Below are 13,356 nucleotides of genomic sequence, written 5' to 3'. Positions count from 1 at the left end.
GCAAGCTCCATGCCGATTGATGTGACGACATGATGGCGCTACCCCGACCCGCATCACGTGCCCGGTCGTGCTGCTTTGCGTTCAGAGGAATCGGCAGGGCGGATGCGCATTCACCGGCGTCCCTTGATCGTGAGGCGGCCGATACGCTCACACGCGATTGCGCCGTACAGGTTGTGTGCCGCGCTGGAGCAGAGTGTCACGCGCAGCCTGCCTGGCTTGCCGTTCGCTTACATTCGCAGGTTGCTTATGCCGTGGCATGGAAATTGTATGGAAAGCCTACAAGGATTCGGATTGCGCGAGGCCGATCTGTCGATCGTGCAGTGCGGAGGCGACCAGCCACGCGGTCGCGCCAGTGCTTGCCGCGGCCGTCATATCGGCGCGATTGCGGATGCCGCCCGCGCCGATCACCGTGGTATGCGCCGCCGCGCTGGCGCGGATGCGCTCGAAGGTAGGCAGATCAGGCCCTGCGTAACTGCCTACTTGATCGAGTGTCATCGCGATCACACGCGACGGCCACCATGTCGAGGAACGTTCGAGTTCGGTGGCCGCGAGTAACTGGCCGGCCCGGTGATCGAGCGAGAGGATCGGCGAAAGGCCGGCAGTCTGTGCCGCATGCAGTGCATGGATATCGCGCAGCGACTCCGTGCCGAACACGGGTACCAGAGTCGCGAGGTCGTGATCTGCGGCGCGGCCCGCGTGTTGGCCGATCGCGTCGATGTGGTCGAACAGCGCGCGCATCGAAGCGTAGTCCGCGTAGCCCGCATCGAGCCAGAGTTCGATGCCGGGCAGGGCGGCGCGCAACGCGGCGAGCATCGACGCATGTGCGCCGCGCTGCAGGATGGCGCCGAGGTCGGCGATATAGAGCGTGCGCGCGCCGCTTGCGGCGAGCAGCGCGCGGGCGATGGGAAGCGGCTCGCTGGCGGCGGCCAGGCGGGACTGGATGGGCCGATAGGCGGTCCGCTCGCCGCGCACTGCGCGCACGACATGGCCGTCGAGCAGATCGAGAACCGGTATCACCTGCATAGGGGCGCGTTCCTTTGACCAAGATCTTTGTGTATGAGTATCTCACTGGCGGCGGCATCGATCCCGCGCTGGCCGGCGCAGGCAGTCTCGCCGACCTGAGCGCGCTGATCGTCGAAGGACGCGTGATGCGCGACGCGCTGGTCGCCGATCTGCGCGAACTCGACGGCGTGCACGTCACGTTCGCGACCTCACGCTTCGAAACGGTCGACGCGGCGCAGTCGCATTGTATGGCTGCGCACGGCGAATCAATGACGGCCTTCGTCGCCCGCGCGGCGCGTGAACACGATTACGCCTGGGTCATCGCGCCGGAATGCGACGGCCTGCTCCTGCACCTCTACGATGCCGTCGGCGCCGCACGCTGGCTCGGCTGCGGCAAGGAAGCGATCCGCGTGGCGTCGAGCAAGAGCGCGACGGCGGCGTGTCTTACCGCGCATGGGATTGCCACGACGCCCGCCCTCGAACCGGGGCAAGCGCTCGAAGCTCGGGCCGGCCGTTGGGTCGTGAAACCGGACGATGGCGCGGGTGGCCTCGATACCTTCGTGTTCGACCGCTTCCCCGATGCCTGCGCCGAATACGACGTGCGCGCGGCCGCGGCGCGCAATCCGGTGCTGCAGGCATGGGTCGACGGCGAACCGCTGAGCCTGTCGCTGATCTGCCGCGACAAGGGCGCCGAGCTGGTCAGCATCAACCGTCAGCAGATCGGTTTGAGCGGCGGCGACGCGCCGGGCGGGCCGCCGCGGATCGTCGAGTTCGACGGCGTGCTGGTCGATCAGATCGATCGTCACAGCGACGAGGGCCGCGCGCTCGACACGCTCGCACAACGCGTTGCGAGGGCGATACCGGGCTTGCGCGGCTTTGTCGGCATCGACGTGGTGTGGCATCCGCAGCGCGGACCGGTCGTGATCGAGGTGAATCCGCGTCTCACGGTGGCTTATGCGGGGCTGTCCGCCGCACTCGGCGGCAATCTGGCGTCGGCTTTGCTGGCCGCGCACGGGGCGCGCGTCGAGCGGTCCGAGGCGGCGCGCACCAGCCCATCGCAGTCAACTTTCGGGGTGCGGCCTTGAGCGCGATGCATACGGAAGAGGCGGCAGCGGGCGCGGTGGTGTTCGGCTGGGACGTCGGCGGCGCGCACGTGAAGGTGTCGATGGCCGATGGCAGCGCAACCGTGCTCGATGTGGCGCAATGGCCCTGTCCGCTGTGGCAGGGACTCGATCATCTGGAGCGGACCATCGGCCTCGTTTTCGAGCGCTGGGCGCAGGCACGCACGGCCGGCGCGCAGCACGCAGTGACGATGACAGGCGAGATGGTCGATCTGTTCGGGGACCGCGCCGAAGGCGTGCGGGCGATCGTCGCCACACTCGCGCAGCGGCTCGGCGCGCGGCTGCGTTTTTATGCCGGCGACGCCGGCTGGCTCGCCGCCGACGCCTGCGCGGCCGGCTGGCGCCACGTCGCGTCGGCGAACTGGCTCGCCACCGCGCGGTGGGTGTGCACCCGCGTGGCAGACGCCGTGCTCATCGATATCGGCAGCACGACCACCGACATCATTCCGATGGTCGGCGGCCGGGTGGTCGCGTGCGCCTCGACCGATGCCGGCCGGCTCGCCACCGGCGAGCTCGTGTATCAGGGTGTCGTGCGCACGCCGTTGTGCGGGGTCGCGCACCGCATCGAATTTGCCGGCGTCACGGTCAACGTGATGAACGAATGGTTTGCGACCACCGCCGACGTTTATCGGCTGACCGGCGAACTGGACCCACTGCACGACGCGCATCCGAGCGCCGACCAGGGGCCGAAGACCGAAGCGGCGAGCCGTGCGCGGCTCGCACGCATGATCGGGCGCGACGCGCATGAAGCGGGTCCGCCCGAATGGCGCGGCTTCGCGCAACGCTGGCGCGCGCTCCAGTTGCGCGAAATCGGTGTGAATCTGGCGCGGGTAGTCGCCGTGCATCCGGAACTGGCCGCCGCGCCGCTGCTGGGTGCGGGGTGCGGCCGATTCCTTGTCGCCGCATTGGCGCGTGACGAAGCGCGTGGCTATATCGACTTCGGCACGCTTGCGGGCGTGCCGGACAGTTGCGCCGCGTGGGCGGCGACTTGCGCGCCGAGCGTGGCGGTCGCGCTGCTGGCGATTCGCGATCTCCACGCCCGCGAGCAAGGCGTGAATCGTGAGACGTCGCGCGCGGCGTGATGTGAAAAACGGCGCCGCCGTCTGATAACGTGGCGTGCAAGCTGGACAGTGCAACGATGAGCCTGGTTTGAAACATGACGGGGCACAGACCGGAACCCGGACGGGCACTCAACTGGAAGCGAGGACAACAGTCATGTGGGTGGTCAAGATCGGAGGCAGTCTGAGTCACGACCCGACGCTGCGCCACTGGCTCACCGAGCTATGCGAAGTTGGCGGCGGACGCGTCGTCATCGTGCCCGGTGGCGGCGATTTTGCGGACAAGGTGCGGCAATATCAGAGCGAGTGGCGCTTCGACGATCTCGCCGCGCACAATATGTGTTTGTTGGCAATGACGCAATACGCGCTTCTGATGCAGGGGGTGTTGCCCGAACTGGTGCTCGCGTCGAGCGAGGCCAAGATTCGCCGCACGTTGCGCGACGGTCATGTCGCTGTGTGGGTGCCGACCGCGTTGATGCGCGACACACCCGATGCAATGAGCAACTGGGACACGACTTCGGACAGCCTCGCCGCATGGCTGTCGACGATGCTCAATGCCGAGCGCCTGATCCTGGTGAAATCCTGTCCGATCGCCGCTGACGACCCACTCGAAACGCTGGCCGAAGCGGGTGTGGTGGATTGCCGTTTCGTCGAATACGTGAATGATGCGAACTACGTGGTCGAACTGTTCGACAGGAACAACGTCGCGTTGATGCGCGACCGGCTGCTCAACATCCCGGTCACCTGATTCACGGCTGATTCGCGTCGTGAACGGGAACGGGGACGCGCCGCTTGCGTCCCTCCGTCCTACAGCCGCGCCGCGTTCGCGGTGCCTGACGCCGACGCGCCACCGCTCGCGCCCACGTCGCCCGCCGGCCGGTGCAACGCGCTGGCCCATTGCGCGACGCGTTGCGGGTCGAGCCTCGAACGACGCCCGTCAGCGCACAACGCGGTGCGAAAGCCCGCGACATCGGGCGCGAGCGTGCGGATCTGCTCCAGCTGTGCCCAGCCGAGCGCGCCGGCGATGCCGCCCATCGCGCCACGCGCGCGCGTGAGCCGCAGCCAGCGGGCGAGCGTATCGACATCCGCATGATCGAAAAGCGTGCTGCCGTCCTTGCTGGCAGTATCGAACATCACACCGGCAAAGCCGAGCGCGGCGGTGTGGATGACCAGTTCGTCGTCCACGCCGCTGTCGCATAGGAGCACCGGCACCACCGTTGCCGGCAGATTGGCCAGTTGCTCCAGGCAGCGTCGCGCTGACGGTCCATGCGCCACGCCGACCTTCACGTAATCGATGCCCGCGTCGCTGACCTCGATGACGCGCGCGGCGATCTCATCGAACGCGTCGGCTGGCACGTCGCCGATCGCCGCACTGATCGGCTTGACCGGGTAGCGCGCGCGCAGTTGGCGCGCGATGAGCGTAATCTCGCCAATCGACAGGCCGCCGAGCGCGCCGGCGTTCGGCTCCTTCAGGTCGATCAGTTCGGCGCCGGCGCGAGCGGCGTCGAATGCCTCGTCATCCGAGCGGACGCTCGCGAGCAGTGCGGTCATCGGTGTTCTCCGGGAAGACTAGTGGTGTACGGCAGCGGCGGTTTGACCACCGGATGATTCGAGGCTCGCCCGATGCCGCGCGACGGCGGCGACGAGCCAACCCCATGCCGTGCGCTCGTTGTCGCCGGCTGTCTTGTCGATCGCGATCTGCAGGTAGGCCATCTCGCGATCGACCTTGTCGGCAGGCAGCATGAAGAGCCGGCTCACGAGAATCGCGCCTTCGACCACGGCCGCCTGCGCGCGGTTGAAGCCCGCGAACGGCGCGTGGTTTTCGCGGTGCACGCATTTCATGAGCAGCACCGGACGCTGCGCATCGTCGCGCAATTCGTCGAGTTCGAGTTCGGTGTGCGCCAGCGATTCGGCGAGACGCACGCTGGCGACGCGGCTTGCGCGAACGGTCGGCCAATCGGTGGCGCAGTGCGTGACACAGCCCGCGAAGATGCGCACGTCGGTGGTGAAGTTCAGAACCGCCGCACGCGACGCAACGATATTGTCGAGCGTCGTGGATGGACGAAACGGGGAGAGGATGACACGATCGCCCTCGTACCGCGCCCCCATCGGGGCGACGTGAGGGCGGCCATCGCACGCTGCCGTGGTGACGATCGTTTCGTGGATCATGGATGAGAACGCGTGTCCTGACAGCGCCGAAAGGCCGGCCGGTTAGCTGATGACAAACATGATTCGCAAAGGGGCCGCGGCGTGCGGCCCTATTGCGGGCTTAACGCGTAGCGACATACATCACGATTTCAAAACCGAGACGCACATCGGTATAACTCGGAGTCGTCCATTGCATACGTGCTTCCTCCATGGGTTGACACAGCGTTGCCGTCGGCCTGGCGTAATGCCGGACTTCATGGGCATCCGGTGTAACGCAAGCTTTATGCCCATGCGTGATGCCGAAGCGATGCATCGGCGCGCGTCCGACCGGCTATACAGCGCCTGCCGAATTACGCCGGCATGACAGTCACACAGCGCAGCCGTACAACCCGCATTCAAGGTCTTCGCTGTGTGGCGAAAACGAAGCAAAGTGTTCCATCGCACTCGCATGGATTGGCAGTGCGCTGTCACGCCATTCTCTGTTTCGTCACGAGACATTCTGCACCGATTTTTCGCGCGGGTCCCGAAAAAGCAAACCGCGATGTGCGTTCGATAACGGATCGGTTAAGTCTGCCAAATAAAATCGTGAATTCCCTTTGACGTCGTCCGTACCTACAGTGCAACTCAAGCGCTTCGTTCTTCCGGCAGCGCGCCTGCCACCTTCAAGGACACGTCATGAACGATTTCAGCCAACCGGTGATCGAGCCGGAACGTAATCCGCGCAATCCGCGCGAGCGGTACGCAGCTGGCGTGATGAAATACCGCGAAATGGGTTACTGGCAACCGGACTACGAGCCGAAAGAAACCGACGTCATCGCACTGTTTCGCATCACGCCGCAACCCGGTGTCGAGCCGGAGGAAGCGGCGGCGGCCGTGGCCGGCGAATCGTCGACGGCGACCTGGACGGTCGTGTGGACCGACCGGCTGACCGCCTGCGACATGTATCGCGCCAAGGCTTATCGGGTCCAGCCGGTGCCGGCTTCGCGCGCCGACGAGCCGCAGTACTTCGCGTACATCGCGTATGAGCTCGATCTGTTCGAAGAAGGCTCGGTGGCGAATCTGACTGCGTCGATCATCGGCAACGTGTTCGGTTTCAAACCGCTCAAGGCGCTGCGTCTCGAAGACATGCGCATACCGGTTGCTTATCTGAAGACTTTCCAGGGGCCGCCGACCGGTATCGTCGTCGAGCGCGAACGGCTCGACAAGTATGGACGGCCGCTGCTCGGTGCAACGGTCAAGCCGAAGCTGGGGTTGTCGGGCAAGAACTATGGGCGTGTGGTGTACGAAGGACTGCGCGGCGGACTGGATTTTCTGAAGGACGACGAGAACATCAACTCGCAGGCGTTCATGCATTGGCGCGACCGTTTTCTGTTCTCGATGGACGCGGTGAACCGCGCGCAAGCGGAAACCGGCGAGGTCAAGGGCCATTATCTGAACGTGACGGCCGGCACCATGGAGCACATGTACGAGCGCGCCGAATTCGCGAAGGAGCTTGGCTCGTGCATCGTGATGATCGACCTCGTGATCGGCTGGACCGCGATTCAATCGATGTCGCACTGGGCCCGCAAGAACGACATGATCCTGCACCTGCATCGCGCCGGGCACAGCACTTACACGCGCCAGCGCAACCACGGCATCTCGTTCCGCGTGATCGCGAAATGGCTGCGCATGGCGGGCGTCGATCATGCGCATGCGGGCACGGCGGTCGGCAAACTCGAAGGCGATCCGCTGTCGGTGCAGGGCTACTACAACGTATGCCGCGACGCCCACAATGCAGTCGATCTGTCGCGCGGCATTTTCTTCGATCAGCCGTGGGCCGGCTTGCGCAAGGTCATGCCGGTGGCCTCGGGCGGCATTCATGCGGGGCAGATGCATCAGTTGCTCGACCTGTTCGGCGACGACGCGATTCTGCAGTTCGGCGGCGGCACGATCGGTCATCCGGCCGGCATTCAGGCCGGCGCGGTGGCGAACCGCGTGGCACTCGAAACGATGGTGAAGGCGCGCAACGAGGGCCGCGACATTCTCAACGAGGGCCCGGACATTCTCGAAGCCGCCGCTCGCTGGTGCACGCCGCTCAAGCAGGCGCTCGACACGTGGCGCGACGTGACTTTCAACTACGCGTCGACCGATACCCCCGATTTCGCGGCCACGCCGACCGCGGCATAGATGGCGCAGGTGGCGTAAGCAGCAAGTCAGCGCCAGTTGCCCATTTTGTCGACTAGCAAGCCAATCCCGACGACGGTGCCATAGCACCGCGCGAGGGGACAGCTGACGCCGTTCGGAACGTGACATCAATCAACGAGGTTCGTCATGCGCATTACACAAGGAACGTTCTCCTTTCTGCCCGAGCTGACCGACGCGGAGATCAGCTTGCAGATCGATTACGCGCTGCGCCAGGGCTGGGCGTGTTCGGTGGAATTCACCGATGACCCGCATCCGCGCAACACCTATTGGGAAATGTGGGGCTTGCCGATGTTCGACCTGCACGACGCGGCCGGCGTGTTGCAGGAGGTGAACGCGTGCCGCGCGGCGCGGCCGCAACACTACATCAAGGTCAACGCGTTCGATTCGGTGCGCAGCTTCGAGACCATGCGGCTGTCGTTCATCGTCAACCGTCCGGACGAGGAACCGGGCTTCCGTCTCTCGCGTCAGGATGCGCAAGGGCGGGTGCAGCGCTACGGCATGTCGAGCTATGCGGCCGACCGGCCGTCGGGCGAGCGCTACGGCCCGGCACGCTGACGGCCGCGAACAACGCAACGTGATGCGGGTCACGACGAATCGCCCGACGACTCGCCCCAGGGAGGAGCAATGAGAGACGACGCTGCCATAGCGGATGCGATCCTGTCGTCCGTGGCGCGAACCGACGTCGCGCGCAATCCGCGACACGAGTCGCTACACGATTCGCGACGTGAGCCGCCCCAGGTCGATCTCGCCGCGCTCTATCGCGACTCCGGTATCGGCGACGTGCTCGGCGAACTCGATCGCGATCTGGTCGGGCTCGAGCCGGTGAAGACCCGCATCCGCGAAGTGGCCGCTCATCTGCTGGTCGAGCGCGCGCGCGATTCGCTTGGTCTGGCCGGCGGTGCGCCGACCCTGCACATGTGCTTCTCCGGCAACCCCGGCACCGGCAAGACGACTGTCGCGCTGCGCATGGCCGAGGTGCTGCACCGGCTCGGCTACATTCGCCGCAATCATCTGGTTTCCGTGACGCGCGACGATCTGGTCGGGCAATACATCGGCCATACCGCGCCGAAAACGCGCGATGTGCTCAAGCGCGCGATGGGCGGCGTGCTGTTCATCGACGAAGCGTACTACCTGTATCGCCCGGAAAACGAGCGCGATTATGGACAGGAGGCGATCGAGATCCTGCTGCAGACCATGGAGAATCAGCGCGGCGATCTGGTGGTGATTCTGGCCGGCTACGCATCGCGGATGGAAGTCTTCTTCGAGAGCAATCCGGGATTCCGTTCGCGCATCGCGCATCACATCACGTTTCCCGATTACGCCGAAACGGAACTGCTCGACATCGCCGAGCGGATGCTCGCGACGATACATTACCGTTTCGACGCCGCCTCGCGGCATGCGTTCGCCGACTATCTGGCGCGGCGCATCCGTCAGCCGAATTTCGCCAATGCGCGCTCGGTGCGCAATGCGCTCGATCGCGCGCGGCTGCGCCAGGCCAACCGGCTGTTCGCGGCCGCGCTGCAAGGCGGCGCGCCGATCGACGCCGCCGCGCTCACGCTGATCGAGGCCGCCGACGTCCGCGCGAGCCGCGTGTTCGACGAGCCGCCGCCTACGCCGACTCCGCGGCCCCTCAAGGCGCCGCCAGGCTGAGTCACGACACACTCCAGGGAGAACGCCATGCAAGACGGACGTACGACACTTTCGAAGTTCCTGATCGACGCACTCGACCGCCAGCCGTCTGCCATGAGCAAGGCGGAGACGGCGGGACTCTCGGCGCTGCTGATCGATGTGGCGGCCGCGATCAAATCGATCTCGGCGATGCTCACGAAAGGCTCGCTCGGCGGCCACTACGGGTCTGCGCAGACCGTCAACACGCACGGCGAGGAACAGAAGAAGCTCGACGTCGCGACCAACGAGATCTTCGTGCAGCAATGCGAGTGGGACGGCCTGCTGGCGGCGATGGTGTCCGAGGAAATGGAGGACGTATACGCGATTCCGGCGAGCTATCCGCGTGGCGACTATCTGCTTGCGTTCGACCCGCTCGACGGCTCGTCGAATATCGATATCAACGGCGTGGTGGGCTCGATTTTCTCGGTGCTGCGCACGAACGGCGACATGCACGGCGTAGTGGGCGAGGCCGCGTTCCTGCGGCCGGGCTGCGAGCAGGTCGCGGCGGGCTATGCGGTCTATGGGCCGTCGACGATGCTCGTGCTGTCGGTCGGCAATGGCACGCACGGCTTCACGCTCGAACGCGACATCGGCAATTTCGTGCTCACGCATTCGAATATCCGGATTCCCGAAGACACGGTCGAATTCGCGATCAATGCATCCAACGAGCGCTTCTGGGAGCCGCCCGTGCGCCGCTACGTGCAGGAGTGCAAGGACGGGCGCAGCGGCTGCCGGGCGAGCGACTTCAATATGCGCTGGATCGCGTCGATGGTCGCGGAAGTGCATCGCATCCTGATGCGCGGGGGCGTCTTCATGTATCCGCGCGACTCGAAGACGCCGGCGATGGAAGGGCGTCTGCGCCTGCTGTACGAGGCGAACCCGATGAGCTTTCTGGTCGAGCAGGCGGGCGGCCTGTCGATCACCGGGCGCGAGCGCATTCTCGACGTCCTGCCGCGCGCGCTGCACGCACGCGTGCCGGTGATCCTCGGCTCGAAGCACGAAGTCGAACGCATCGCGCGCTATCACGGCGAATACGATCGCGGCGAGGACAAGCCCTTCACGTCGCCGCTGTTCAGCCCGCGCTCGCTATTCCTGCCGGACTTCACGGCTTGACGCGCGGCGGACAGTCCAGCCACACCGCCCGTTGAGAAGGCGGCCAGAACATTGCCATCCGGAGACAAACGCATGTCCGTCAAACACCCGATCATCGCGGTGACCGGCTCGAGCGGCGCCGGCACCACCACCGTCATGAAGAGCTTCACCCACATCTTCAGGCGCGAGCACATCAACGCACAGATCGTCGAAGGCGATGCATTCCATCGCTACGACCGCAACGGCATGCGCGCGGCCATGAAGGAGCATGAGCACGACGGCGCGCCCAACTTCAGTCATTTCGGTCCCGAGGCGAACCTGCTCGAAGAACTCGAAGCGCTCTTCACGCGCTACGGCGAAAGCGCCACCGGACAGTTGCGTCACTACGTGCACGACGCAGCCGAATCACAGCTCTACAAACAGGATGGCGGCACCTTCACGCCGTGGGAAGACGTCGCGCCCGGCACCGATCTGATGTTCTACGAGGGGCTGCATGGCGCTGCCGTAACCGACAAGGTCGACATTGCGCGCCACGCGGACCTGCTGATCGGAGTAGTGCCGATCATCAACCTCGAATGGATTCAGAAGCTGCACCGGGATCAGACGATGCGCGGGTACTCGCATGAAGCGGTGGTCGACACGATCTTGCGGCGCATGCCCGACTACGTGAACTACATCTGCCCGCAGTTCTCGCGCACGCATGTGAACTTTCAGCGCGTGCCGACCGTGGACACCTCGAATCCGTTCACCGCGCGCGAGATTCCGCAGCCCGACGAGAGCTTCGTGGTGATCCGCTTCGCGCGGCCGAAGGGGATCGACTTCCAGTATCTGCTCACGATGCTGCACGACTCGTTCATGTCGCGCCCGAACGTGATCGTCGTGCCGGGCGGCAAGATGGGACTCGCGATGCAACTGATCTTCACGCCGATGATTCTTCAACTGATCGACCGGCGCTCGCGCGCCTGATGCGCGCCGTGCACACAGCGGCGAAGCGCGTGGTCATATTGCAAGGAGAGATTCGATGAGTGCTGTCGCAGAATCGGTTGCCGTACCCGCCACCCGGCTGATGGCCGACGCGCTGCGCATGCTCGCGATCGACGCCGTGGAAGCGGCGAAGTCCGGACATCCCGGCATGCCGTTGGGCATGGCCGAGATTGCCGTCGCATTGTGGGACCGGCATCTGAAACACAACCCGCGCAACCCGGCATGGCCCGACCGCGACCGATTCGTGCTGTCCAACGGACACGGCTCGATGCTGCTCTATGGACTGCTGCATCTGAGCGGCTACGACCTGCCGATCGACGAGTTGAAGCGCTTTCGCCAGCTGCATAGCAGGACGCCGGGGCATCCCGAAGTGGGCGTCACGCCGGGCGTCGAAACGACCACCGGGCCGCTCGGACAAGGGCTCGCGAACGGCGTCGGCATGGCGCTCGCCGAGGCGCTGCTCGCACGTGAATTCAATCGGCCCGGCCATCGGATCGTCGATCATCGCACGTACGTGTTCGCCGGCGACGGCTGTCTGATGGAAGGCATCTCGCACGAGGCGGCTTCGCTCGCGGGCACGCTGAAGCTCGACAAGCTGACGGTGCTTTACGACGACAACGGCATTTCGATCGACGGTCCTGTCCGGCAATGGTTCGCCGACGATACGCCGGCGCGCTTCACGGCGTATGGCTGGCACGTGGTGCGCGAGGTGGACGGACACGACGTCGACGCGGTCGATCGCGCGTTGCAGGGCGCGCGCGCCGCGGGCCGGCCGACGCTGATCTGCTGCCGGACGGTGATCGGCCAGGGCTCGCCGTCGAAGGCCGGGACCCACGACGTGCACGGCGCGCCGCTCGGCGCCGATGAGGTCGCGCGGACCCGCCGCGCGCTCGGCTGGCCGCATCCGCCCTTCGAGATTCCGGATGACATCCGCGCGCACTGGGACGCGAGCGCGCGTGGTCTGGCCACCGAAGCCGACTGGAGCGAGCGTTTCGAAGCGTACCGCAAGCACTATCCGACTGAGGCCGCCGAGTTCGAACGGCGGGTCCAAGGCAAGCTGCCCGCGCATTGGCGCGGCGCGGTCCGCGCGCTCGTGCGCGACGCCGATTGCGCGGCCGAATCGATTGCGACGCGTAAAGCCTCGCAACAGGCAATCGCCGCGCTCGCGCGTTACTTGCCGGAGTTGCTCGGCGGCTCGGCCGATCTGACCGGCTCGAACCTGACGGACTGGCCGGGCGCGGTCGATGTCCACACCGACGACGGCGGCTTGCAGAGCGGCAACTATCTGCACTACGGCGTGCGTGAATTCGGCATGAGCGCGGTGATGAACGGCATCGCGCTGCATCGCGGCTACCTGCCGTTCGGTGGCACCTTCCTCACGTTCTCCGACTATTCACGCAACGCGCTACGCATGGCCGCGCTGATGAGGACACGGTCGATCTTCGTCTTCACGCACGATTCGATCGGCCTCGGCGAAGACGGGCCGACCCATCAGGCGGTCGAACATGCGGCGAGCCTCAGGCTGATCCCGCGGTTGGATGTGTGGCGTCCGTGCGATACGGTCGAGACCGCCCAGGCGTGGGTCTGCGCGGTCGAACGGGAAGGGCCTTCCTGTTTGCTGCTGAGCCGGCAGAACCTGCCGTTCGTCACGCGCTCGCCTGAGCAGATCGCCGCGATAGCGCGGGGCGCTTATGTGCTGCGCGACTGGCCGGTCGAATCGGCGCATGCGCAACTTTCACGCGTCGTGCTCATCGCAACCGGCTCCGAAGTCGCGCTCGCGCTCGACGCCGTCGCGCCGCTCGAAGCCGCCGGCATCGCTGCGCGCGTCGTTTCGATGCCGTCCACCACGGCGTTCGACCGGCAATCGGCCGCGTGGCGCGAAGCGGTGCTGCCGCCGGGCGTGCCGCGCGTCGCGATCGAGGCAGGCGTCAGCGCATTCTGGCGGCAATACGTCGGGCTCACCGGCGGCGTGGTCGGCATCGGTTCGTTCGGTGAATCAGCCCCTGCCACAGCGTTGTTCGCGCATTTCAACCTGACCGTGCAGGCCTTGGTGGACGAAGCACGCCGCGTCGCGCACGGCGCGCGCTGAGCTGTGCCGA

General features: G+C 65.7%; 13 protein-coding genes. 9 read left to right on the top strand and 4 right to left on the bottom strand.

What is annotated here, in order from left to right; all coding sequences use genetic code 11:
* Positions 1–276: 276 nt before the first annotated feature.
* On the bottom strand, positions 277–1,023 hold the full coding sequence (locus P0D89_RS09625) for a HisA/HisF-related TIM barrel protein (RefSeq protein ID WP_408357448.1): 747 nt from the start codon (positions 1,021–1,023) through the stop codon (positions 277–279).
* Positions 1,024–1,037: 14 nt separating this feature from the next.
* Between P0D89_RS09625 and P0D89_RS09620 the strand changes: the two genes are divergently transcribed.
* The 3 genes from P0D89_RS09620 (at position 1,038) to P0D89_RS09610 (ending at position 3,929) form a co-directional block, all read left to right on the top strand.
* Positions 1,038–2,087: an ATP-grasp domain-containing protein gene (locus tag P0D89_RS09620; RefSeq protein ID WP_408357446.1), complete on the top strand. Its 1,050-nt coding sequence runs from the start codon at positions 1,038–1,040 to the stop codon at positions 2,085–2,087.
* A gap of 5 nt (positions 2,088–2,092) precedes the next feature.
* Positions 2,093–3,205, top strand: coding sequence for a hydantoinase/oxoprolinase family protein (locus tag P0D89_RS09615; protein WP_408357574.1), 1,113 nt, complete (start codon positions 2,093–2,095; stop codon positions 3,203–3,205).
* Between the two features lie 133 nt (positions 3,206–3,338).
* Complete coding sequence (locus P0D89_RS09610) at positions 3,339–3,929, top strand: amino acid kinase family protein (RefSeq protein WP_408357444.1); 591 nt, start codon at positions 3,339–3,341, stop codon at positions 3,927–3,929.
* Positions 3,930–3,988: 59 nt separating this feature from the next.
* On the opposite strand, the gene P0D89_RS09605 is transcribed toward P0D89_RS09610, so the two are convergent.
* The 3 genes from P0D89_RS09605 to pqqA form a co-directional block, all read right to left on the bottom strand.
* Complete coding sequence (locus P0D89_RS09605; RefSeq protein WP_408357442.1) at positions 3,989–4,732, bottom strand: (5-formylfuran-3-yl)methyl phosphate synthase; 744 nt, start codon at positions 4,730–4,732, stop codon at positions 3,989–3,991.
* Between the two features lie 18 nt (positions 4,733–4,750).
* On the bottom strand, positions 4,751–5,350 hold the full coding sequence (locus P0D89_RS09600; protein ID WP_408357440.1) for a DUF447 domain-containing protein: 600 nt from the start codon (positions 5,348–5,350) through the stop codon (positions 4,751–4,753).
* Between the two features lie 100 nt (positions 5,351–5,450).
* On the bottom strand, positions 5,451–5,525 hold the full coding sequence (gene pqqA / locus P0D89_RS09595; RefSeq protein WP_113062024.1) for a pyrroloquinoline quinone precursor peptide PqqA: 75 nt from the start codon (positions 5,523–5,525) through the stop codon (positions 5,451–5,453).
* 479 nt (positions 5,526–6,004) lie between these two features.
* On the opposite strand from pqqA, the gene P0D89_RS09590 reads away from it, so the two are divergent.
* The 6 genes from P0D89_RS09590 to tkt all read left to right on the top strand — a co-directional run bounded on the left by P0D89_RS09590 (position 6,005) and on the right by tkt (position 13,346).
* Complete coding sequence (locus P0D89_RS09590) at positions 6,005–7,495, top strand: form I ribulose bisphosphate carboxylase large subunit (protein WP_408357438.1); 1,491 nt, start codon at positions 6,005–6,007, stop codon at positions 7,493–7,495.
* 144 nt (positions 7,496–7,639) lie between these two features.
* Entirely contained in the window at positions 7,640–8,068 is a 429-nt protein-coding gene (locus P0D89_RS09585) for a ribulose bisphosphate carboxylase small subunit (protein ID WP_408357436.1), read from the top strand.
* Between the two features lie 69 nt (positions 8,069–8,137).
* A complete protein-coding gene (cbbX, locus tag P0D89_RS09580; protein WP_408357434.1) occupies positions 8,138–9,163 on the top strand; it encodes a CbbX protein in 1,026 nt (341 codons plus the stop codon).
* A gap of 27 nt (positions 9,164–9,190) precedes the next feature.
* A complete protein-coding gene (locus P0D89_RS09575) occupies positions 9,191–10,294 on the top strand; it encodes a class 1 fructose-bisphosphatase (RefSeq protein WP_408357432.1) in 1,104 nt (367 codons plus the stop codon).
* A gap of 72 nt (positions 10,295–10,366) precedes the next feature.
* Entirely contained in the window at positions 10,367–11,239 is an 873-nt protein-coding gene (locus P0D89_RS09570) for a phosphoribulokinase (RefSeq protein ID WP_408357429.1), read from the top strand.
* A gap of 55 nt (positions 11,240–11,294) precedes the next feature.
* A complete protein-coding gene (tkt, locus tag P0D89_RS09565) occupies positions 11,295–13,346 on the top strand; it encodes a transketolase (protein WP_408357427.1) in 2,052 nt (683 codons plus the stop codon).
* Positions 13,347–13,356: the final 10 nt, after the last annotated feature.

Origin of the sequence: Paraburkholderia sp. RL18-085-BIA-A (genome assembly GCF_046027075.1) — a bacterium.
In the GTDB taxonomy this organism is placed as follows: Bacteria; Pseudomonadota; Gammaproteobacteria; order Burkholderiales; family Burkholderiaceae; genus Paraburkholderia.
The sequence above is the reverse complement of the archived record's forward strand: the minus strand, read 5'-3'. Positions and strand labels throughout refer to the sequence as shown.

What these genes read in the sequence shown, in the direction of transcription:
- cbbX (WP_408357434.1), top strand. Translation starts at nt 8,138, where the DNA reads ATGAGAGACGACGCTGCCATAGCGGATGCGATCCTGTCGTCCGTGGCG.
- P0D89_RS09570 (WP_408357429.1), top strand. Translation starts at nt 10,367, where the DNA reads ATGTCCGTCAAACACCCGATCATCGCGGTGACCGGCTCGAGCGGCGCC.
- P0D89_RS09590 (WP_408357438.1), top strand. Translation starts at nt 6,005, where the DNA reads ATGAACGATTTCAGCCAACCGGTGATCGAGCCGGAACGTAATCCGCGC.
- P0D89_RS09575 (WP_408357432.1), top strand. Translation starts at nt 9,191, where the DNA reads ATGCAAGACGGACGTACGACACTTTCGAAGTTCCTGATCGACGCACTC.
- P0D89_RS09615 (WP_408357574.1), top strand. Translation starts at nt 2,093, where the DNA reads ATGCATACGGAAGAGGCGGCAGCGGGCGCGGTGGTGTTCGGCTGGGAC.
- P0D89_RS09600 (WP_408357440.1), bottom strand. Translation starts at nt 5,350, where the DNA reads ATGATCCACGAAACGATCGTCACCACGGCAGCGTGCGATGGCCGCCCT.
- tkt (WP_408357427.1), top strand. Translation starts at nt 11,295, where the DNA reads ATGAGTGCTGTCGCAGAATCGGTTGCCGTACCCGCCACCCGGCTGATG.
- P0D89_RS09610 (WP_408357444.1), top strand. Translation starts at nt 3,339, where the DNA reads ATGTGGGTGGTCAAGATCGGAGGCAGTCTGAGTCACGACCCGACGCTG.
- P0D89_RS09605 (WP_408357442.1), bottom strand. Translation starts at nt 4,732, where the DNA reads ATGACCGCACTGCTCGCGAGCGTCCGCTCGGATGACGAGGCATTCGAC.
- P0D89_RS09585 (WP_408357436.1), top strand. Translation starts at nt 7,640, where the DNA reads ATGCGCATTACACAAGGAACGTTCTCCTTTCTGCCCGAGCTGACCGAC.
- P0D89_RS09625 (WP_408357448.1), bottom strand. Translation starts at nt 1,023, where the DNA reads ATGCAGGTGATACCGGTTCTCGATCTGCTCGACGGCCATGTCGTGCGC.